This window comes from Oscillospiraceae bacterium, from assembly GCA_031265355.1.
Taxonomy (GTDB): Bacteria; Bacillota; Clostridia; order Oscillospirales; family UBA929; genus JAIRTA01.
Map to the genome: position 1 here is coordinate 70,203 of JAISCT010000017.1, position 21,104 is coordinate 91,306.

General features: G+C 56.2%; 13 protein-coding genes and 1 tRNA gene. 4 read left to right on the plus strand and 10 right to left on the minus strand.

Annotated features, from left to right (window positions below; genetic code table 11):
- The 7 genes from thrC to rplS all read right to left on the minus strand — a co-directional run bounded on the left by thrC (window position 1) and on the right by rplS (window position 5,613).
- On the minus strand, window positions 1-1,491 hold the full coding sequence (gene thrC, locus LBK75_02515; GenBank protein MDR1157166.1) for a threonine synthase: 1,491 nt from the start codon (window positions 1,489-1,491) through the stop codon (window positions 1-3).
- Window positions 1,479-2,390, minus strand: coding sequence for a dipeptidase (locus LBK75_02520; GenBank protein MDR1157167.1), 912 nt, complete (start codon window positions 2,388-2,390; stop codon window positions 1,479-1,481). Before LBK75_02520 ends, thrC begins: the two co-directional genes overlap by 13 nt.
- Before the next feature lie 130 nt (window positions 2,391-2,520).
- Entirely contained in the window at window positions 2,521-2,877 is a 357-nt protein-coding gene (locus LBK75_02525; protein MDR1157168.1) for a YraN family protein, read from the minus strand.
- Window positions 2,874-3,488 carry a ribonuclease HII gene (locus LBK75_02530; GenBank protein MDR1157169.1) on the minus strand — a complete coding sequence of 205 codons (615 nt, stop codon included), beginning with the start codon at window positions 3,486-3,488 and terminating at the stop codon, window positions 2,874-2,876. The genes LBK75_02525 and LBK75_02530 overlap by 4 nt, the downstream gene beginning before the upstream one ends.
- Window positions 3,485-4,342, minus strand: coding sequence for a ribosome biogenesis GTPase YlqF (gene ylqF / locus LBK75_02535; protein ID MDR1157170.1), 858 nt, complete (start codon window positions 4,340-4,342; stop codon window positions 3,485-3,487). The genes LBK75_02530 and ylqF overlap by 4 nt, the downstream gene beginning before the upstream one ends.
- A 1-nt stretch (window position 4,343) precedes the next feature.
- The gene (gene lepB, locus LBK75_02540; GenBank protein ID MDR1157171.1) at window positions 4,344-5,060 is read right to left on the minus strand and encodes a signal peptidase I; all 717 of its coding nucleotides are present in this window, start codon (window positions 5,058-5,060) and stop codon (window positions 4,344-4,346) included.
- A 211-nt stretch (window positions 5,061-5,271) separates the two neighbouring features.
- Window positions 5,272-5,613: a 50S ribosomal protein L19 gene (gene rplS / locus LBK75_02545; protein ID MDR1157172.1), complete on the minus strand. Its 342-nt coding sequence runs from the start codon at window positions 5,611-5,613 to the stop codon at window positions 5,272-5,274.
- 204 nt (window positions 5,614-5,817) lie between these two features.
- Between rplS and LBK75_02550 the strand changes: the two genes are divergently transcribed.
- Both LBK75_02550 and LBK75_02555 read left to right on the plus strand, forming a co-directional pair.
- A tRNA-Leu gene (locus LBK75_02550) sits at window positions 5,818-5,905 on the plus strand.
- 86 nt (window positions 5,906-5,991) lie between these two features.
- The gene (locus LBK75_02555) at window positions 5,992-7,224 is read left to right on the plus strand and encodes a DNRLRE domain-containing protein (GenBank protein MDR1157173.1); all 1,233 of its coding nucleotides are present in this window, start codon (window positions 5,992-5,994) and stop codon (window positions 7,222-7,224) included.
- A gap of 119 nt (window positions 7,225-7,343) precedes the next feature.
- On the opposite strand, the gene LBK75_02560 is transcribed toward LBK75_02555, so the two are convergent.
- Entirely contained in the window at window positions 7,344-17,282 is a 9,939-nt protein-coding gene (locus LBK75_02560; protein ID MDR1157174.1) for a glycoside hydrolase family 97 catalytic domain-containing protein, read from the minus strand.
- Between the two features lie 224 nt (window positions 17,283-17,506).
- Between LBK75_02560 and LBK75_02565 the strand changes: the two genes are divergently transcribed.
- Window positions 17,507-18,313 carry a formate/nitrite transporter family protein gene (locus LBK75_02565; protein ID MDR1157175.1) on the plus strand — a complete coding sequence of 269 codons (807 nt, stop codon included), beginning with the start codon at window positions 17,507-17,509 and terminating at the stop codon, window positions 18,311-18,313.
- Between the two features lie 50 nt (window positions 18,314-18,363).
- Entirely contained in the window at window positions 18,364-18,942 is a 579-nt protein-coding gene (locus LBK75_02570) for an AP2/ERF family transcription factor (GenBank protein MDR1157176.1), read from the plus strand.
- A gap of 37 nt (window positions 18,943-18,979) precedes the next feature.
- On the opposite strand, the gene LBK75_02575 is transcribed toward LBK75_02570, so the two are convergent.
- Complete coding sequence (locus tag LBK75_02575; protein ID MDR1157177.1) at window positions 18,980-19,693, minus strand: hypothetical protein; 714 nt, start codon at window positions 19,691-19,693, stop codon at window positions 18,980-18,982.
- A 13-nt stretch (window positions 19,694-19,706) separates the two neighbouring features.
- Window positions 19,707-21,104: DUF5702 domain-containing protein (locus LBK75_02580; GenBank protein ID MDR1157178.1), on the minus strand; the 1,398-nt coding region annotated here is incomplete at its 5' end.

Consider the following 21,104-nt stretch of genomic DNA (forward strand, 5'->3'; position numbering starts at 1 on the left):
TCACGCAAGGAAAGCGCGCACGACCTGTTCCATCCCCGCCGCGTCCGTGACGCCGTCAAACCGGACCGGCTTGGTCCACAGGTCCGCGAGCGCCGGCGGCGGCGACACCCCGCTGAGAGCGGCCAGCGCCTCCATCTGCGCCTCCTCCGGCCCGTCCGCCTGCACCCGGCCCAGGGCCGAGAGCACGGCGCCGCAGAACTTGAAGGGGCTGGCCGTCGAGGCGACCAGCACGGGCGTTTTGTCCCCGGTCTCGGCACGGAAATCCCCGGCCACGCGCAGCGCCACCGCGGTGTGCGGGTCGATCAGGCAGCCCCGACTCTCATACGCGGCGCGGATCTCCGTCCGCGTGCCGGCGTCGTCACAGCAGCCGGCGTAAAACCGCGCGGCAAAGCGCGCGCGCAACGTCTCCGGGAGCTCGTAAGCGCCCTCGCGGCCCAGGCGGTCCATACAGTCCCGCACCAGAGCGGCGTCTCCCTCCGAAAGCAGGTACAGCGCCCGCTCCAAATTGCTCGAGACCAGGATGTCCATAGAGGGCGACAGCGTGTTGTAAAAGACACGGCGGCGGTCATAGCAGCCGTCGCGGATGAAGTCCGTCAGCACATTGTTGCGGTTGGACGCACAGAGCAGCCGCGCGACCGGCAGTCCCATCTCCCGGGCCATCAGCACCGAGAGGATGTTGCCGAAGTTGCCCGTCGGTACACAGACGTGAATGGGCGCCCCCATCGCCACGGCGCCGCGCCGCACGAGGTCGCAGTAAGCGGAGAAATAATAGGCGGCCTGCGGCACCAAGCGCCCCAGGTTGATCGAGTTGGCCGACGAAAAGAAGCAGCCCTTCTCGTCCAGCGCCGCCCGCAGCGCCGCGTCGGAGAACAGCGCCTTGACGCCGGTCTGCGCGTCGTCGAAGTTACCGCGCACGGCGCTCACGCAGACGCCCTCGCCCTCTTGCGTCACCATCTGCAGCTCCTGCACGCGGGAGACGCCATCTTTCGGGTAGAAGACCAGGATCTGAATGCCTGGCAAGTCCCGAAAGCCCTCCAGCGCCGCCTTGCCGGTGTCGCCCGACGTGGCCGTGAGGATCAGCACCCGGCGCGTGTCGCCCGTCTTGGGCAGCGCCGCCCGGAGCAGGTGCGGCAGCATCTGCAGCGCCATGTCTTTGAAGGCGCAGGTGGGGCCGTGCCACAGCTCCAGCAGGTGTACGCCGTCGTCAAACGAACGCACCGGCGCGACCTCGGGAGCGTCGAATCGGCCGCTGTCATAGGCCTGCCGGGCAAATCCCACAAGCTCCGCCCCGGTGAAGTCCGTCAAAAAGAGCGCCATGACGCGCGCCGCGCGTTCGGCATAGGAAAGCGCGGTCAGCTCCGGCACAAAGTCCGGCGGCAGCGCCGGCAACCGCGCGGGCGTATAGAGCCCGCCGTCCGGCGCGAGACCCCGCACAATCGCCTCCGCCGACGATGCCTCCGCCACCTGACCTCTTGTACTCACATACCGCATATTCGTTCCACAACCCCTGCCATATTGTGATAAAAGATATCCAGCACCGTGTTTTCCGGATAATTCTTTCGGAGCAGCCACTCATACAGGCCGTCCAGCTCTCCGATGCCCCGCACGCCCGCCGGTAGCTGCGCGCAGCCGTCGAAATCGCAGCCGAGACCGATATGCCGCACCCCGCCCAGGGCGGCGAAGTGCTCGATGTGAGCCCCCACATCCTCCCAGGTGGCCGTCTCTCCCGCCGTCAGAAACACGGCGTATAAATTGATCCCCGCCAGGCCGCCGGCCGAGACGAGCGCCGCAAACTGCCGGTCCGTCAGGTTCCGCGGGTGGTCGCAGACCGCGCGGGCATTCGAGTGGCTGGCTACAAACGGGGCGCCCTCCATCGTCTCGACCACATCCCAAAAACTCCTGTCGGAGAGATGGGAGACGTCGACGATCATCGGCAGGCTGCGCGCCAGGCGCAGGAAGGAGACACCGCGCGGCGTCAGCCCACCGCCCGCGCCGCCCACACCGCCGGCCAAGACGTTATCGCGGTTCCAAGTAAGACCCACCATACGCGCACCCTGTTCCCAGGCTGCGCGCAGCCGCGCCTCGTCGCAGCCCACTACCTCCGCGCCCTCCAGCGAGAGAAACGCGGCCAGTCTGCCCTCCATGCCCGCTCGGCGGGCCTCTCCGGCCGTGCGGCACAGCGTGACCCAGTCGGTGTGCGCCGCGAACAGACTGCTGGCCAACGGGCTCAGAACATCAAAATCGAAACCGTACACCGCAAAAAACTGCGCCGCCGGACGGTACGCCGCCGCCCGGCGCAGGTCGAAATGTCCGTCGTTTTCAAGCAAATCGCCGCCTTGCCTGTGCAGGCGGGAGAGCGTATCGGCGTGGGCGTCGAAGACAGGCCGCATCGTACACCTCTCTCTGTGAGGGGCTGCCAAAACAGTCCCTCAGTTAGTACCTTATTGCCGCGGAGCGGCCATAAAAAACAAGAATTTGGGTTATGGGTTGCAGGTGCAACCCACGTTAGATTATGGTTGTTCAGAAGGCATTTACGATGTGATGTATGCGCGGGGCCTTGTCCGATAGACCCAAAATGACCTCGATGACATCGAACCGGGCGGGCCGCCGGTCGCCGCCGTGACCGGCCAGCCACAACGAGGCGGCGGTCCGCATATGCGCCCGCTTCCGGGCCGTGACCGCCGCGCCGGGCGGCGCAAACGCAGCCGACGCGCGGCACTTGACCTCCACAAACACGACGACGGCGCCCTGCGCGGCCACAATGTCGATCTCCCCCGCGCGGACGCGGAAATTGCGCGCGAGGATCTCGTAACCCTTGGCTTTCAGATGCTCCTCCGCAATCCGTTCCCCCGCGCGGCCCCGCGCGGCCGGGTTCACAGACCGCCTCCGGCGGCTCGGAACCGACGCAGAAAGTGCGCCCGGTGGACCGGCGTGGGCCCCAGCGCGCGTAGCACCTCATAATGCATCTTGGTGGGGTACCCGCGGTGGCGCTCAAAGCCGTAGGCCGGGTACAACCGGGCCAATTCGTCCATGCGGCGGTCCCGCGTCACTTTGGCGAGGATCGAGGCCGCCGCCACGCAGGCGCTCCTGTTGTCCCCTCCCACCAGACAGCGCACAGGCGCGGAAAAATCGCGGGCGACATTGCCGTCGACGAGCGTCAGATCGGGCCGCACGGACAGCGCGGCCACCGCGCGGCGCATGGCCAGTTGGGACGCGCCCAAGATGTTGTATGTTTCGATCTCAGCCACCGACGCCTCGGCCACCGCCCAACACAGCGCCTCCCGGACGATGCGGTCAAACAGCGCCTCCCGGCGGCGTGGGGAGAGTGTCTTTGAGTCTCGCACCCCTTCTATGGGGGCGGAGAGCACGACGGCGGCGGCCATCACCGGCCCGGCCAGCGGGCCACGGCCCGCCTCGTCCACGCCGCAGAGCACCCGGGGTCCCCCGGCGCGGACCGTCTCGTCAAACACCCACAGCGCATCGCTCATATCGCCGCCTCCGGCTCTTCCAGCGTGAAACGGCCCAGCCGGCCGCCCCGGTATTCGTCCAGCAGCGTGCGGGCCATCCGCTCTGTGTCGGGCACGCCGCCGGACACCAAAAAACCGCGGCGGCGCGCCGCCGACTCCAGAAGCGCAAATCCGTCCGGTTCCGACCCCGGCGCCAACTGATAGCGGGCCGCAAGGGCCTCCGGATAACGGCGGCCAAGCAGCTCCATCAGGCGCGCCGCCAGCGTCTCCACATCCAAAATGTCGTCCCGGATGGCGCCAGTGTACGCCAGCAGCAACCCGGTCCGTTCATCCTCAAACTTGGGCCACAGCACCCCGGGGGTATCGAGCAGCTCCAGACCCTGTGCCAACCGGTACCACTGCTTGCCCCGGGTCACGCCCGGACGGTCCTCCGCCACGGCGGCGCGGCGGCCGACCAGGCGGTTGATGAGCGAGGATTTGCCCACATTGGGAATGCCGACGATCATCAGGCGCAGTGAACGACCCACCTGCCCACGCGCCCGGTTGACCTCGATCTTCTCCCGCAGCAAAGTCCGTACAGCCGGCAAAAAGCGGTCGACCCCGGCGCCGCTGCGACAGTCCGTCTCCACCGAGAGGAACCCTCGCGCCCTATAATACTCGGCCCAGCGCGCGCAGGCCGCCGCATCGGCCTGATCGGCGCGGTTGAGGACGAGCAGGCACGGCTTGCCGCCGGAGAGCGCGGGCAGTTCCGGGTTGCGGCTGGTCAGTGGGATCCGGGCGTCCGCCACCTCGCACACCGCGTCCACCAATCGGCAATGTTCCGCAATGAGCCGGCGCGTCTTGGCCATGTGGCCAGGAAACCACTGCACATGCACGTCAGGAGACCAGCCCGAAATCCTGCAGCGGCCAGACGCGCAGCAGCACCCGGCCCAAAATGTAACGGGTGTCGACCATCCCTACTTGAGAGGTGCGGCTGTCGGCGCTCTTGTTGCGGTTGTCTCCCATCACGAAGACATGCCCCTTTGGGACGGTTTGCGGAAAGACGACGTCGCTCCGGTGAGCCGTTGGCTCCAAGATGTAGGGTTCGTCCAGCAATGTGCCGTCCACAAACACCTGATGGGTCTCGAAGTTGATGTCCACAGTCTCACCGCCCACGGCGATGACACGCTTCACGAGGGGCTGGTCCGCCCCTTGGTTCCCTTGCAGCATCTCATGGATGCCTTTTTTGGTAAAGACGATGATGTCTCCGCGCTTGGGCGCGTAAAACAGTTTGGAAATGATCAGCTTCTGATCCGCAAACAGCGTTTCTTCCATAGAGCTGCCATCCACGCCGATCACGCGGGCCACAAAGGAGAAGAGCAGCCCCACGATGATGATGGACGTGACCAGTGCGTGCGCCCAATCGTAAAGCTCACGCACGAAGTCGAAGGGTTCGTCCGCCTTCTCCGGCTGTGCCGGTCCGTCCGCCGGCGGCGGCGGAGGCGTCTCCTCCAGCATGGTGCGCAGTTCGTCGAGCGCCCCACCGGTCTCTGAGTTTTCCCCAGCCGGCGCCCCCGCGTCCCCCGGGGGGACAAAATCGAATTCCCGGTCCATAAAACCCTCCTTGGCAGCCCTCACGGGCCTGTCTGACGCGCGTACATCGGAACGGCGTTTTGCCGCCTGCAGAGGCGCTTGTTTGATTATACATCATCCTCAGAAAAAGAAAAAGAAATATTTTACGCTTTTGGGCCGCGGCGCACTCCTTTACAAAAATGAGGGAGACGGCCGTCTCCCTCATTTGGGTTCATTCGGGTGCCCGATGTCGTCAGATGTCTTCTTTCACCTTGGCCCGCTTGCCCACACGTCCGCGCAGGTAATAGAGCTTCGCGCGGCGCACCTTGCCGCGGCGCACAGGCACAAACTGGGCGATGTGCGGGGAATGGATGGGGAACACCTTCTCCACGCCCACGCCGTACGACAGACGCCGCACAGTGACGGTCTCGTGGATACCGCCATGCTTTTTGGCAATGATGGTGCCCTCGAAAATCTGAATCCTCTCCCGGTTGCCCTCCTTGATCTTGATGTGTACCCGGACGGTGTCGCCGATGTTCAGCGGAGGCAAATCGGTTTTGAGCTGCGGCTGCGTCAGCGCTTGGATCAGATCCACAGGAAACTCCTCCTTATCATCTGGAGCATTCGTACCGCATCGAAGCAAAAGGGATGCTGTTGGCATACCCGGCGGCATAGGACTGCCCATAATCACGCTAGGATAGTATACCATAAAAATCTCGGCTTGACAAGAGCGATTTTGAAAAATTTAAAAGGGTGTCTTGACAAACGCGCGGGATTGCTATATACTCAAATACGATATGCGCGAGTGGTGGAATTGGCAGACTCGCTAGATTCAGGTTCTAGTGTGCAATACGCACGTGCGGGTTCAAGTCCCGCCTCGCGCACCATGTTTAGACCACAGGTTTGAGACAATCTCAGACTGCGAAATACCCCTGAAATAGGGGTATTTTTGTAAGCGGAAAACGGAGGACCTATGCGTAAACGAACACTTTTAATAATAGCGGTTGTCGCCGCGCTTGCCGGCCTTTCGGTCTGGCTGCTGACCAGAGGCTCCGGGCTGCCGGAGAACCTTACGACCGAGGTTTGGCGCTTTTCGGACAATACTGTTAACACATGGTTTGTCGAGGGACAGCCGGATGAAGAGCGTGAATTCAATATGGACAACACAACCCTGCACTTCGGGAAGACCGCCGGGGGCAAGGATATTGTGTCGCTGCTGCGCCTGCCGCTTAAAGCGACATGGCTGGCAGATGAGGTGTATGAGGCGCGGCTGTTCCTCAAGCTTGCGGAAGGTGAAGCGCCCGCGTCCGTTTCCGTATCTCTGGCAATGAAAAGCTGGAACAACTTTGAGATGGGCACAGATGAGCTCCGCGCGCTCATAGACGGGAGAAATACCAAAACAGGTAACGTGAAAGCGGAAGCTGATGGCTGGATTAGCATCCCTGTGACGGAATATGTAAAAATCTGGATGAATGGCGATATGCAAAACAACGGGCTGGCGATTTTCGGTGCTGATGATAAAGGGGAATTTGTCGTTGTTTCCGGTTATGTCGAAAACGAGGATGATTACCCGTACTTTGAGGTCAGCGGCGCGGTGGGACAGAGGGAGTCCAGTCGCGGAAATTTTGGCTATACAGAAATGCCAACGCCAGGCATGGCGGAGGACGATGCCGGTAACTGCCTGTCCTATGCTTTAAGGGATAATGATATGATTCTGATTGACGACTTGGGCGTTAATGTCGATGAAATGAACCGAATCTATATGGCGCTCGGCGAGGACGGCATAGCGGATTATATCGCAGGGCGCGTTGAAAGCTATATGGATACACACAAGGAAGGGCTGAGTATTTCCAACTTTCGCAGGCTTGACGATTTTAATTCGGAAATTGACGGTAAAACGGAGTATAGGATTGCTCTGCGCGTAGGTGTGGATGCCATAGATGGAGTTGCGGACTTTCACGATGATGGTGCGTTTGATTACCATTTCCGAGTACAGACAAGTGATGGGCGCTGGGCGCAGAAATACCCGCTGGATGTTTCAGAAATTATCCCATACGGCGGCGCTGACGTTTCTCCGGTCAAATACGACTGGGATGCCGCACTTCAATGGCTCCCCAAGTTCCAGAATTTCTATTCGAGCAAGGTGATATACTTCGCCGTTACCAAGGATGTGAATGAGTTCACGCGGCATAAGTCCGCCGTTTGACAATAAGGAACACAGTCGGATTTGTGCTTTCCGGCTCCAATGCACCCGCGGCCGGAGGGCGGAGTCAGACCGCCGCCACTTCAAGTGGCGGCGGTCTGACTTTGACAGCGACCATTGCTTTATCCCCTACTCGCGTACCAGTTCAAATACGCGTCCGCAATTGCCCGACACCCCGCCGTACCCGGATGATAATCCCCGCCGGGGCCCATATATTCTGGGATGATCAGGTGTTCGTCCGGCGCGGGGCGGGAAAGGACGCCCGCAATGTCGAATACATAATCTACATTGTCCGGCTTAGACCGAACGAAGCCGTTTACTGACCGCCACTTATCGCCGCTTTCGCCGGTAAACTGCCATGTGGGGACAGTGAACAGCGTTACAATGGCTTTGGGGTTGGCCGTCCTTATTGAAGAAACCATCTTCTTGATATCGTCGATGATGTCCTCGGCGCTTCGGTTTACACCGATGTCGTTTACGCCGAGGCACAGCGTGATCTCGTCGGCGGACTTGACTTTGGACAGCCACGCGCCGCAAGTGGAGCCGTCATAGGCGCGGGCCCAACCGAGGCCGTTATTCCAGACGGCTATGTCCTTTGTGGTGTCGCTCGCGGCGAAAGCCCTCATAATGTTGGCAACCCAGTATTCGTCCAGACCGTCAGACGTTCCGACGCCCTGGGTTATGGAATCGCCGATAAAAGCCATGCGTTTAGAAATGTTTTTCTTCACGGCGAACAGATTCGGCGCAGCGCACGCCCTGCCGCTGTATGCGAAGCCGGAAACCGACTGCTGCGACGCGTAGTCGCCGTCGCGGTAATAGCTGTAGGTTATCGACTCTTCGCCTCGGGGCACTAAATCATTTGCGCTCGCTCTGGTAATTGACCAGATAAAACAAAGGTAGTGGCCTTCGGGAAGATCAAACTCCACATCGTCCGTCCAGAACTGCTCGCCGGAGGCGACTTTTTTTGTCGTCGCGCCACCATATGTTATCTGTTTCAGCGTTCCGGCAACGAAGGTTCCGTCCGGGTTTGCGCCGCCGTCGGCGATATAGGCCGCGTCAACAGTCCAATAGCCGCCAAGGCGGTTGGCCTCGGACAGCGGATAGCCGCTGCGGGTCGTGTCCTGAATGTTCGAAAACCAAAAACGCCATGTCTGCGGCCCGAAATCCTTTGTCGGCTTCACGTATACCTTGTACGTCCGCGTGAGATGGCCGCCGAAATCCTCCAGCACGTTATTGCCCGTGCTGTTGGGCACGGCGGAGCCATATGCCGCCCATACGCCGAGGTCGGCCTCTTGCGGCGCGGCCACGGGGATATTGTCGATATCCCACATAAACTGTTTCACTGTCGGGCTGTCAATGCCCGCAACGTCGAAATCGGCGTAGAGCACGCCTTCGCCGCCGGCGCCGACGATTGCATCGGAAGTCAGCCTACTGGCGACCAATCTTCCGCTGCCGTCGTATACCGCGAATATGGCTGTCGGCGTGTAGTCAACATCCATACTGTTCGTCACGCTTACCGAAACCCGCGTTTTTCCGTCCGACGCCTTGCCGAAAGAAATCGGGGAGACGTAGGCGCGGGGATTCGCGACGGTAATTACCGCCGCCGCCGATCTTTCGTCGCTCACGGCGGTTATGACGGCTGCGCCGAGCGCCTTGGCCGTAACGACACCACTTGCGTCAACCGCCACGACGGATTCGTCGGAAGAACTCCACATTACGACCTCGTCATGCGAAGCCGTAATCCTGTATTCCAATCCTTTGTACATATCGACGGCATAATCGCTTATCCCGAAGTCAACATACTCAACGATCGGATTCCAGCGCAAATTGTCCTGAACACCGTTACCGGCCATATTTACGACGAAATGCAGTCTATCCCCCGCTTCCACGCGCAGGCCCATCGGCTTAAATATGACGCCGCCGACGTCCGTCTCGGAGATAGAAACGTACTTCTTCCAGTCGTATCCTTTGGGCCAGATTGTCACGTTGTTTTTGTCAACCTTCAAGTTTACACCACCGCTGACCGAGTGTTTATCAAACACAATCGGGCCGCTTGCGGAAATCCTGATGAATCCGGCCTTCGGAGCCACAAATGTTACGGCTGTATCCCAGTTGTTGGTCGTGGCGGGATGCAACGCGCCCGCGCCCACGTAGCCCATGCCCCACGAGCCGGTGTTGCCATCCTGCCGCCATGTGGCGGAGAGACTGCCGTTCGGATCCGCCGGAGCAAGCACGGGCAGTGGCTGGTAATTATCCCCGCCGTGGGTAACATACTGATATTTCCAGATTGGACCGTCGCTGGTTCTGACAGAGAAATCGTCGGCCATGTCGTAATAATCCTTTACCCCGACGGGTATGTCGCGGTTGGCATACCATGCAAGGTAGGCTTCCGCTACAGCCGCACAACCCAGAGCGTTGGGGTGAGCGTCGCCCGGCGACGGATAGTAGGCGGGTTTGAGGCAGCCCGGCCTGTTCGGATCTTCCAGCACATCCGCCATGTCAAACACGTAGTCCACACCTTCGGGTTTACCGGCGATAAACGAATTCAATTGCAGCCAGTTGGTCAGGCCACCGGAGCTGTAGTCAAACGGCGGTATTGTGAACAGCGTGATAATCGCCTTCGGGTTCGCCAAACGCACGGAGGCCACCATTTTACGGACATTCGCGATAACGTCAGCAGCGGGACGGGAATGGGCGTTTAAATCGTTCACGCCAAGAACAAGCGTAACCTCGTCGTCCTGTTTTATCCGGCCAAGCCATGCGCCGTCTCTAGCCGCATCGAAGGCCGTCGCTCCGCTTATACCCACATTATATACGGCTATGTCGCTTGTAGCTGGGCTCTTCTGGAAGCCTTGGGCGATTTGCGCCACCCAGAATTCCTCGCGGCCATCGTTCGTGCCGACACCTTGGGTAATGGAGTCGCCAATGAATGATATCCGCTTGCCGACGGTTTTCCTGACGGCGTACATGTTCGGGAAAACGCCCCAAGAGCCGTCATTTCGGAATCCGCCGTTCCCGATCTGCGACGCATAGTCGCCGTTCGTTCTTGAGAACGACCGCGCCAGCGTCGAATGGCAGAGCGGAACCTGGGCCATCGGCGGGTCAACCGGCTCAAGCGTCCACGAGAAGCAGAGATAATGTCCTTCAGGCAGATTGAAGTCAACCGCGTCCGACCAAAAACGCTCGCCGGGCAGGGCCACTTTTGAGTCGCTTCCGTCGTATTTGACGCGAACGGCCGTCCCCGACACGATAGAGCCGTCAGGGTTCGCGCCGCCATCAGCGATAAAGGCTTCCCTGATCGTGAACTGGCTTCCAAGCTCGATTCCGCCCGTGAAATCACGGTAGTTGGAGAACAGAAACCGCCATTCCTGCCGACCAAAATCTTTGACCGGCTTTACATAAGAACGGAACGTATATGTCGGGTTGTCGAACATCGACAGCACGGAGCTACCCGTACTGTTTGGAATTGCGGACACATAGTCGCGCCACACGCCCAAATCCAGCGTCTGTAACGGGACTTTTTCCGCGTAGTCGTCTTTGAAATAGAGCTTCACGATGGGGTTTTGGGCGTTGTCAGGGTTGCTGAAATCGGCGTATATAAGTCCGCTCGCGCCCGCCGCCACAACGGTGGAATCCGCTGTCCTCGTTTCCACGACACGTCCATCGCCGTCACACATCTCCAGTATGAACGCGGGCTTGCAATCCAAGCCGGAGCTTGAGTTGTTTGCGGCACTGAATGAAACGCGGAGTTTGCCGTCGTTCGTCATGCCGTAAGTCAGCGGGTATGCGTCGATTTCCGGCTTGATTACGTGGATCAGACACACAGCCGTGTTGTTAAGACTGTCTGTAGCTGTGATAACCGCGCTTCCAAGCGCCCGAGCCGTCACAACGCCATCGCCGTCAACGACGGCCTTCGACGTGTCGGAGGCTGTCCACTCGATATTGCCCGAACCGCCGAAAGCGACCAGCTTGTAAGTGGATTCAGGGTACATCGTCAAAGCGTAATCGCCTATGGCGAAATCAACGTACTCTACCACTGGATTCCAGTAGAAAGAATCGAACGCGCCGCCATCGTGCTTATTGGAGACGAAACGCAGTTTATCCCCGGCTTTGACGGCGAGGCCAAGCGGCTCAAAGTGATAAGCGCCAACCTGTGGGATATACTTCCACATCGAGCCCTTCGGCCAGATTTTGTCGTCGTTCTTGTCGATTTTTATCTCAATGCCGTCACCTTGGTTTGTGGCGAGCCGAATCGGTACGCTGGACGACACTTTGATAAAGCCGTCCTTCGGCGCGACAAACGTGGTCACCGTATCCCACCCGCCGGAGACGGCGGGGTGAGAGAATGCCGCCCCGACTACACCTAAATCCCACGTGTCGCTGTGGGCAAGCTGTCTCCAGGTGTTGTCCGGCGCCAAATTCGGCATCTGATGATAGTCGTTTTGATTGTGGGTCACATAGCCGTACTTCCAGACCGAACCGTCGCTTGTGGCGATGGAAAAGCCATCTCTCATATTGTAGTACGATGCGCCGGAACTGTTGGAATCGACGTATTTTATTGTTGGGTTCCAGTATGTGTACGCACCGTTGATACCATTTCTCATTTTCACAAGGAAATGCAGCCGCTCGCCCTTGTTTACATGCAGAGACAGCGTTTCTGCGTCCAGCCGTCCATTGCCCGGAAGCGTTTTCCAGCCGTCGTTTTCGTTCGCGTCAGGCCAAATGAGCTGTCCGTCTTTCACAACGCGCAGAAAGGCGCCGTTAGGACCATCTGTGTAAATCGTTCCGCCAGGCAAAATATTGATGTCGCCGTCTTTTGGCGCGACAAAAGTGATCGCGGCGTAATACGCCGGGTTGCTGCCCGGGTGAAGACCCTTCGCCCTGACCGTACCGTATTCATAGCCATCGCGGAGCCACTGGGAATCGGACATGACGGAGCCGTCATATATTGGCATATTGTGGTACGTGCCACTGACGGTGTCATAATATTGGTATTTCCACACGTCGCCGCCGCTGGTTTCAATGGTGAAGTCGTCAGCCATACTGAAATAATCCCGCTCGGCAGGGTTATAGTACTCAATGACTGGCGTCCAGTACGTGAAAGCGTTCGTCATATCGCCGTTGTTGTTGACGATGAAGCACAGGCGATCCCCTGTATTGACATGTGTACGAACCTGGCCGTATTCCAGCGTTGATGAGTTGCGCGGAACCTGTTTCCAGCCATTGGAAAGTGTCCCGCCGTCTTTCGGCCAAATCTGACTCTCATTTTTGAGCGTTATAATGAGTACGCCGTTTGGCGAATCCCCCACCCTTATGGGACCGTCTGAGGAAATACAGATCTCCCCTGTTCTCGGCGCTACGAACGTGACTGCACCGCATATCACGCCGGAACCCGGATGAATTCCTTCCGGCCCAACGACGCCCAGATTCCACGAGCCGTTGTCCGCGTATTCCCGCCAGTATCCGTTGGAGGAGATGTTGGGGTATGGGGTATAATCCGTCCCGAATGTGGTGACAGACTGGTATTTCCAAATCGGCCCGTCGGAGGTGGTCCTGGAAAAATCCTCGCCCATGTGAAAATAATTTTGGCCCGCCGCGAGAGTGAGCGCGAATCTTGCCTCGAAATTCGCGTCATTTTCCGCAACAAAGCTGTATATGGGTTGTTGGCTTACCTGAGCGCCGCCCACGTGCCAGCCGTCGAAACTGTAGCCGCTGCTCGGAACCGCCGTCAGCGTGACTTCCGAACCCGGCAGGAAGCTTCCGCCGCCCGAAGCGGAACCGCCAACACCCGCCGCAACTGTGATTGTATTCGTAATAACCAGACTCACGGTAAGATGGCCGGGTACGATGGCAACGTCATAGTTGGCGCTTGCCGATTCGCCGGTTATCGGGTAGATTCCCGCAGAGCTGGCCGCGTTCGCCGCACACGAGAATGTGACGGCCAAATCGGAAACAGCATCATTGCCCACTAAATCAACACTGTCAAAGCTGAGTGTAAATGCCGGATTCGGTTCGCCGACCAAACGCGTCTTGTCATCGACTGTTACGGTGATTGGCTTGCGGGCAATGGTGAAATCCGCGGTGCCGACGCCGATATGCGTGTCGCTGATTAACGCCGCGGTTACGGTATATTCTCCGGCCTTGACCGGTTTTGCCGCCGAGTTGAGCAATAGCGCGGAGCCGTCGTAAGGCACACCGGAATAAGTAAACGTAAACGCGGATCCGCCGGCGCTGGCTACAGCCGACGGGTCTCCGACAGGCAAACCGTAAACGGCGGCGGCCGGCGGCGTAACTGTCACAACCGACTGTTGCGCCGATGTGACGACAATGTTGATTTTCGCTTTTACGTCGCAGGTTAAACCATTTGTAACGAGTGTACCCTCAATGGGATACGTCCCGTTGACACTGGCGTTATAGCCCTCGTCGTTCCAGTTGACAGCGTAGACCGCTTCGCCGCCAGAAGCAAGCTCCGCTTTGACGGAGGTTGGCAGATTGATATCACCGAAAGCCGTTCCGGCTGTCACGGCGATATCGACCAAATCATCCACTGACAAAATGTAATCCGTCTGATTCGCGGCAAAGGGTATGACGGTTTCGTTGTACATAAAATTCTCGATGGTTACGGTCGTCGCGTAGTTGTTATCCGACTGCGAGTTCGTGTTCGTGGCTACGACGCCGATTTTTATGTCGCCGGCGCCTTTGCCGGTGAACGCGGAGTGGGTGGACGATGTTGAAATCCGCGTCCACTCATCGGCTGGGCTGTATCTGTAATATCCTGTGAATGACGTTCCGCTTTTCACAAGTCTCAAATAGCAGACGCTATTGTCTGGCGACACGTCTTGTGTCTGCTTCTCAGTATATCCATTGTTGTATACATGTAACTGGAAAATATTGGGGCTTCCATTCACTTGCAAACTACCGTGATACCTTCTCATGACGGTGACGGTGGCGTTTGGATTGTCAGCCAAACGGGCGAAAATGCCCCACGACTGATAATTTTGTCTCGGCGCGTTTGCCGTAATTTTGACGCTTATATCAAAATCGGCATCGTCGGGGCTGCGCATCCAGAGGTTGTTGGCCGTGTCACGTTCGCCGATATCGCCCAGCTCGCTAAATATCGAGATAGCTGTCTCGGAATCCAGCGTCAATTTGTCTGTTTCTCTTAAAACCTCCCATGAATCTTCAGAAATAAGTCCCAATTTCAATGTAACCGTTATAGAACAATCCGCCTGAACCGCCGGATTGACCGCGGAAGCCGCCGTAATAACGGCCTTTCCCGGCGCAACGGCTTTGACAAATCCACTGTCGGAAACGGTCGCGACATCCGGATTGCTGGAATTCCAGACCAAATCCCGCACGTCGTAACCGGCGGGGGCCGTTTCCGGCATAAGCTGATATGACTTGAACTGCTCCACCGTGGCCGACTGCGGCAATTTTATGTAATCGAAAACGACCGGCCTGACAATTTTCAACGCGCAACCGCCGCCAACCGGCATATTCACGGTAATCGAATCGTCCTTTACAACGTCCAGAACATCCACGATCATATCATTTTTAGACGCGCCGTCTCTATAAACCTCGGCGCGATAAGTCACGCCATCTTCGAGGAACCCAAGTGGGAACACCACTTCCCGCGCCGCGTCCGTGGCGGCGGCGGCATACCAGCTCTCTCCGCTGCGGCGGGCGATCGAGACAAATTCACCGGGCTTTCCGCCAAGGTACAGCGATTCATCCCATGTGGCAGGCATATTTTTCAGGAACGTGTACGCCGGACTGCGACGGTAGTTTTCGGCGCTGTCGGCCATAACCGGCAGACCGCCCTGAAGTAGCACGTTTAGCGCCAGCTGCTGGACCGTCGTAATGTTGCTGCCGTCCACCGGATAAATTCTCGGCGTGTAATCGGACGGGCCGACGGAGCCTCGCACAAACGGCAACATCGTGTTCTGGTCGCGGAGATTGCTGTTCTGTTCTTCGCCTCTTACGGCCTCCCGTTGGATAACGTTCGGCCAAGTCCGGCTCTCGCCGGTGGGTTTGTTCGCGCCGTGGCAGTTTACAATCATTTCTAAGTCAGCGCAGGCCTCGTAAATACTGTTATACAGTTGCATCCGGCTTTGGTCTTCCCTGTCGAAAAAGTCAATCTTTATGCCCACAATGCCGTGACTCTTCCAGACGGGAAGCCGCGCCTCGCGTTTGGCGGCTGTATCCATGTTGGCGCAATTCACCCACGCCAGCAGACCGACGCCCTTTGCGCGGCCGTATGCCACAACGTCGTCAAGCCACGCCGGGATATCGGGATTCGCGGCGCTAGGGTCAGACTGCCAGCCGTCGTCCATAATAAAATATTTCCAGCCCATTTCGGCGGAGAGGTCAATATACTTCTTAATTGCCTCAGGGTCACTTTGCATAGGCCATAGGCCGACTTCCCATGTCCACGCGGCCACGCCGGGAACAACCCAACTCCAGTCGCGGTCGTCCGGCGCAGGGCTTAAGTTTTCAGCCATTGTGTTCTCAATGAGATTTTTCAACGTTCCTGTGACGACGAACCGCCAAGGCGATTTCCACAAAACGACGGCGCCGCTTGTAGGGCTTGACGTTTGCTGTTTTGGGAAAGCCAGTTTCAGCGTGGTTCCGCTGATATGCAGCATAGAACCGGTATAAGTGCCGTCCAGCCGCGCTTCACTTATAAGGCCCCAATCGCCGCTTGGCGTCTCAAAAAGCGCGGGCATTGTGCGACGGCCACTGACTGTTCCCACGGAATTCATAAAATATTTGTCCTCGTGACAGTTTGTGTCATCCGATGCGGCAATCAGCGTAGAACCTGCCGGCACGATAAAGGCACTCGTCTCATCGGTGAAAGAAATATTTACACTGGAACCGTTTACGCGGGAAATGTTATAGCTGTAAGCCGCGCCGTCGTCGTAAGCTCTGAATATTACGTCAAATCTCATATTGGAGCTATCGGACTCTTTTGTGAAGCTAAGCGTCATCTCGTTGGCTTTATTCGCATATTCCGCGGCTTTGCCCGCAACCATGCTGTATGTTTCGTCGATCAGACCGCTGGATTCCCCCGAATAGGACAGTCCCGTGGAAAAATCCCCCTGATTCGTTTTCATGCCTATTGGCGAAATATCGACAATCTTTCTGCCGTCCTGAACGATATAATACAAAATCTCACCTTGGCCCGTCAGCATAACACGGGCCTCCGACTGACCGTTCGGGGAAACGACTGACCACGACTTCGCCAGACTGATAACGGAAATGTCCATCTTTCCAGAAACAGCCTGTCCATCCGCGATGGCGTTGCACGTTATCGTGACCGTTCCGGCGGAAACTCCCATCACGACGCCGTCCTCAGCTACCGTGGCTATGTCTTCGTCGCTTGACGAATAGCTGTACGATACGTTTTCAGCGTCCGCCTTATTCCCATAGAGATCTGAAAACGAGCTTGTAACAGTCGTCGTCTCGCCGACAGGAAGCGTCTTACCTGCACTGAGACTCATGAGAAGCAAGTCCCTGTCGGAGACGTACAGCTTCGGCTCGGCCCAGACTGCATGGTCATTGTTTATGCCGTTGCCGCCGTCATCCGCGCGAAGACGAAGTTTCTTCGCGCCGGCCGGAATCGTTATACTTGCTGTGCCCCGCACCTGGTTTGGCCTGTAGACAGTGCTATCCTTCAGCAATTCCTCGCCATCTGCATAGACATAAAAACGGCAGGAACCGTTGTTGTTGCCCTCCTGATAATTGACGCCATAGAAGAACTCCAACTTTGTCGCGCCGAACCCTTCGATATTATAGTAAACATCTGCCGCCGCATGGCCGCAAACGCCTTCGGCGTAAGTGTTGTACTCGCCATCCGGCTCCATCAGTCTAAGCGGCCTCCAGTCTCCGCTGTCGGAGGCGTATCCCTCGTTGATCTTTATCGAGCCGCCCCAGCCCACGGAAACGCTTTCCGGCGTTATCTTCTCCAGCGACAGATAGCCTGGCTCCGCATAAACGAGCCCTGCGGGAGCAGCCGCTATGAGCATGGAAAGCGTCAGGAAAAATGATAAAACCTTCTTCAAAATGTTCCCCTCCCCTACGAAATAAACGATTGTATATAATAATGTCCCCATAAGAGACGACAGCAAAATTGAAAATGGAGCCAACTGGCGACAATGATTTTAACAGCACACAAGGGAAGCGACAAAGCAAGGTAAAAGATGTTGCAAATGGGGGCGAAATATGGTAAAATAATGGCAGGACAAACATGCGCCGGAGATGATGAGCGATTAGGGGATGATCTGCTATGGAACTGCGAGGGCCGGCGGCGCTGCCGGGGCTGTTTGCAACCGCCGGGCGGGACAAAGCAGACCTGTCTGCAGGGCGGACGCTGGCGCTGGCCGTACTGGCAGGGGTTATCATCGCGTTCGGCGCCGTGACCGCCGGCGTGGCTTCGCATGCCATGGAAAACCCCTCCGCCGCGCGGCTCGTCGCCGGGCTGTTATTTCCGTTCGGGCTGGGCATTGTGGTGCTGACAGGCGCGGAACTCTTCACGGGCAACGCCCTGATGGTGCTCTCCGCACTCGACCGTATGGCCGTCCCCGCCCGGGTGTTGCGCAACTGGGCCCTTGTCTACTTCGGAAATCTGCTCGGCGCGCTGACGGTGGCGGCGGGCTGTGTATTTTTCGGGACTTTGGACCATGCCGGCGGTACGCTGGCGGTGTACACCATCCGCCTCGCGGCGGCAAAGTGCGCTCTTCCCGTCCCGTCCGGTACTGTACTGGGGTTCTTCTGCAACGTGCTGGTGTGTCTGGGCGTGGTATGCGCGGGAACCGCACGGGACACATTTGGGAAGATCGCGGGGGCCTATCTGCCGGTCGTCTTCTTCGTCGTCGGCGGTTTTGAACATGTCGTCGCCAACATGTACTACATACCAGCCGGGCTTCTGGCGCTACGCGTGCCGGCTTACGCGCAAGCAGCCGCGGCGGCGGGCGTCGACACGGCGTCTCTGACGCTGGCCGGCTGCCTGCATAACTTACTGCCGGTGACGCTCGGCAACCTGCTCGGCGGCGTCGCCGTGGGCCTGCTGCTCCGCGCAGGACACCGGCAATAAGTGCGGTTTGAAAGCGGCCGAAAACATGTAAATGAAACAGGTGTGAAGTTATGCAGGAAATAGCGATTAAAGGCGAGCGGGTTATCCTTGTCGATGATGCGGATTATAATAGAGCGATGCAATATGCTTGGTCTACGAAACGATGCAATAAACTGGCCAAAACCGTACGCAAATGGCAAGCCACAATCAGGTTTGCGAGTGAAATTTATCATTTGGGCAGTTACGAAGAAGAGGAATACGCCGCCATGTCGTATGATAAGAAAGCGATTGAGCTATACGGTTCGGACGCGAGAGTTAACTTTCCTCATTTGACTTATGATGAGCTAAGCGAAAGGCTCTGTCAAATTGAAAAAGAAAATGAGAATATTTTTCACAAGAATCTTTCAAAGCGTCATCAAGGACGACAATTCTCCAATATTACTAAAACGTCCAAATATATTGGCATTTCACGCTATCGGCAACGCTGGTGGAGAGCGGTTATAAGCTTTCAAAATAAGCAGTATCATTTAGGCTCGTATAAGAATGAAACAGAAGCGGCATTGGCGTATGATCGCAAAGCTATAGAATTATACGGTGATAATGCGAGGTTAAACTTTCCAAGAGAGGCAAGTGAAAAAAGGGAGTCATAGGGAGTGTGGGAGTGTCGGCTTCTCAGGGAACAGCGAATCAATCCTTTTCCCCCTCCGGCTCGTCTTCGAAGGTCAGAATAATTCGGTCGACCAAGTCGGTCAGCTCTTCTATGTACTCATGGTCCTCGCTAATATCCGTTGCCCATATCAACATCGGGCGTTGGGATCCCATAATAGCATAGCCTACTACCGTGCATTCTTTTAAATTGGTTTCCGAGAGCGTGTACATCAAATCCCCTGTAAATCTGGTTGCTTCACACCCATCTACAGTGATCGTCTCTCCTGCCTCATAAGTCGCTTCCGCCACCGTCTCCAAAGGCATTGCTCTTTCCAAAAGGCTCTTCACTTTATATGGAACCATTTCTGTAATGATATCCTTCGAGTTTTTGATGTTTTCAAGATTAACATTATCTCGATCTGCTGTATTATCGAAATCTTCATCTACAAAATACTTGGAAAAAACCATGCATCGATCTACATCTCTAAGCAAATATTCATATCCATTAGAAGAATGCATCCCCCCCCATTTAAATCTAAATTTGTATTCAGTTCTTTGATCTTTAAATTCCTGTGTCAAATCCGCTGTCAAAGGATTTTCTGGCGGATCTGTCTCTGTTTCTTCATTTACAGCAGGAGAGATATCCGATGATAAGGAAGGTATAATGCCTTTTTCATCTCCGTTCTGTGGTCCACATGCCAGATACACAGCCAACAACACCAATGACAACGCAATAATAAGGATCTTTTTCACATTCATTTCCCCCTTAATATCCTGCAATAGTTTTATATTCATATTCCCAGTAGTTAATTGGTTTTTTTGTTGAATCGTTCGCTCCTTTCACAAAAATTTGGTTGGACATCAGCAACGCTTTCACATTGATATTCACCTTCAGCTCCACATAACTGTAGGCCTTATTCATCCTAAACTGGTCCCCCTTCGCATGGGCAGGACTGCCTGTCCGGCCATAACGAGCCGCAGCTTCCTTCATGCCGGAGCCAAGGTTTAATTGAATTACATCGGCAATACGAAGCATCGTGTCATCAGAGCCACCGGCAGTCAATTTCAGAAACAGAAACAGCCTCAGGTAGTCTTTATACGAAAATTTAAAAATCGTGTCCGTCGAGCTGGACGTTTCTCCTCCTGTATTTTTATTTTTGCTTCCCTGGATAGTTGTAGTCTTGGTCGGGAAATATGAATCGAGTAACTCCGATGTCTTTTGAGAGAGTTTCTCGCTAACATCATCAAGAATTTTCTCTCCTTTTGTTTCCACAAGATTTTTCAGCTTATCTGTAGCTGTACCAACGAAAGAGGAGACTCTTGCGGCTACCTGTTCAGTTGCTGTATCTATAAAATTCTCAGCTGCCGATCCAATTTCATCTTGCAGATTTTTAAACATTGTCGCATCGATCTGAAGCCCATTGGTCGCATCTGAAATATTACTTGCCGCCGCTTCCAGTTTAGGATATACCTTATCTATAATTCTCGTTTTTATACCTTCTTTCAAGCTCATCAGTGTCGCATTAATATCTTCTTCTCCGCTAAACTCATTGATATACTGATCCAATGCTGTATCAATTTCATTTTCCAACATCTCTTTGTTGAGCGTACCACCTGATGTTGTTGTAAAAAATTCCATAAATTCCATCTGAATTTTATCTGTGGCAATCTGTGCCATCGTAGCAGCAGCTGTATTAAGTGTATTGTTTACTGCAGCCTCAAACTCAAAATCAATCGTATTTTTCAACTTATCCACTGTCCCAGTAGTCCATTTCCCTGCATCATCAATTGCCTGTTGTAACCCTCCAAGCATCTCCGTCCCCCTTTTCTCCACCGTTTCTTTGATCTTATCTACCGCTTCTTCCTTCAACTTGTCAATCAATCCCTCAAGAGAACAATGCCATGTATCCTTCGATTTCAGCAATGGCACTTTTTCTCCGTCCATCAAATCTGACAGATCGATCGTCGACTCGGCCAGCGACAGGGCCAGCTTTATGACCACCTGCGCCAGTTGGTAGGGGAACATACCGCAGGTGGCTGCCTGGATGGCCATGGCCGGCGGGAGCGTTTGGGCATCGATCTTCTTATCCGTCAATGCATAAATGCTGTTAAACAAAAAGCGAATGGCAAAAATATACTGCTTTGCCGTCGCCACGTTGCTCTC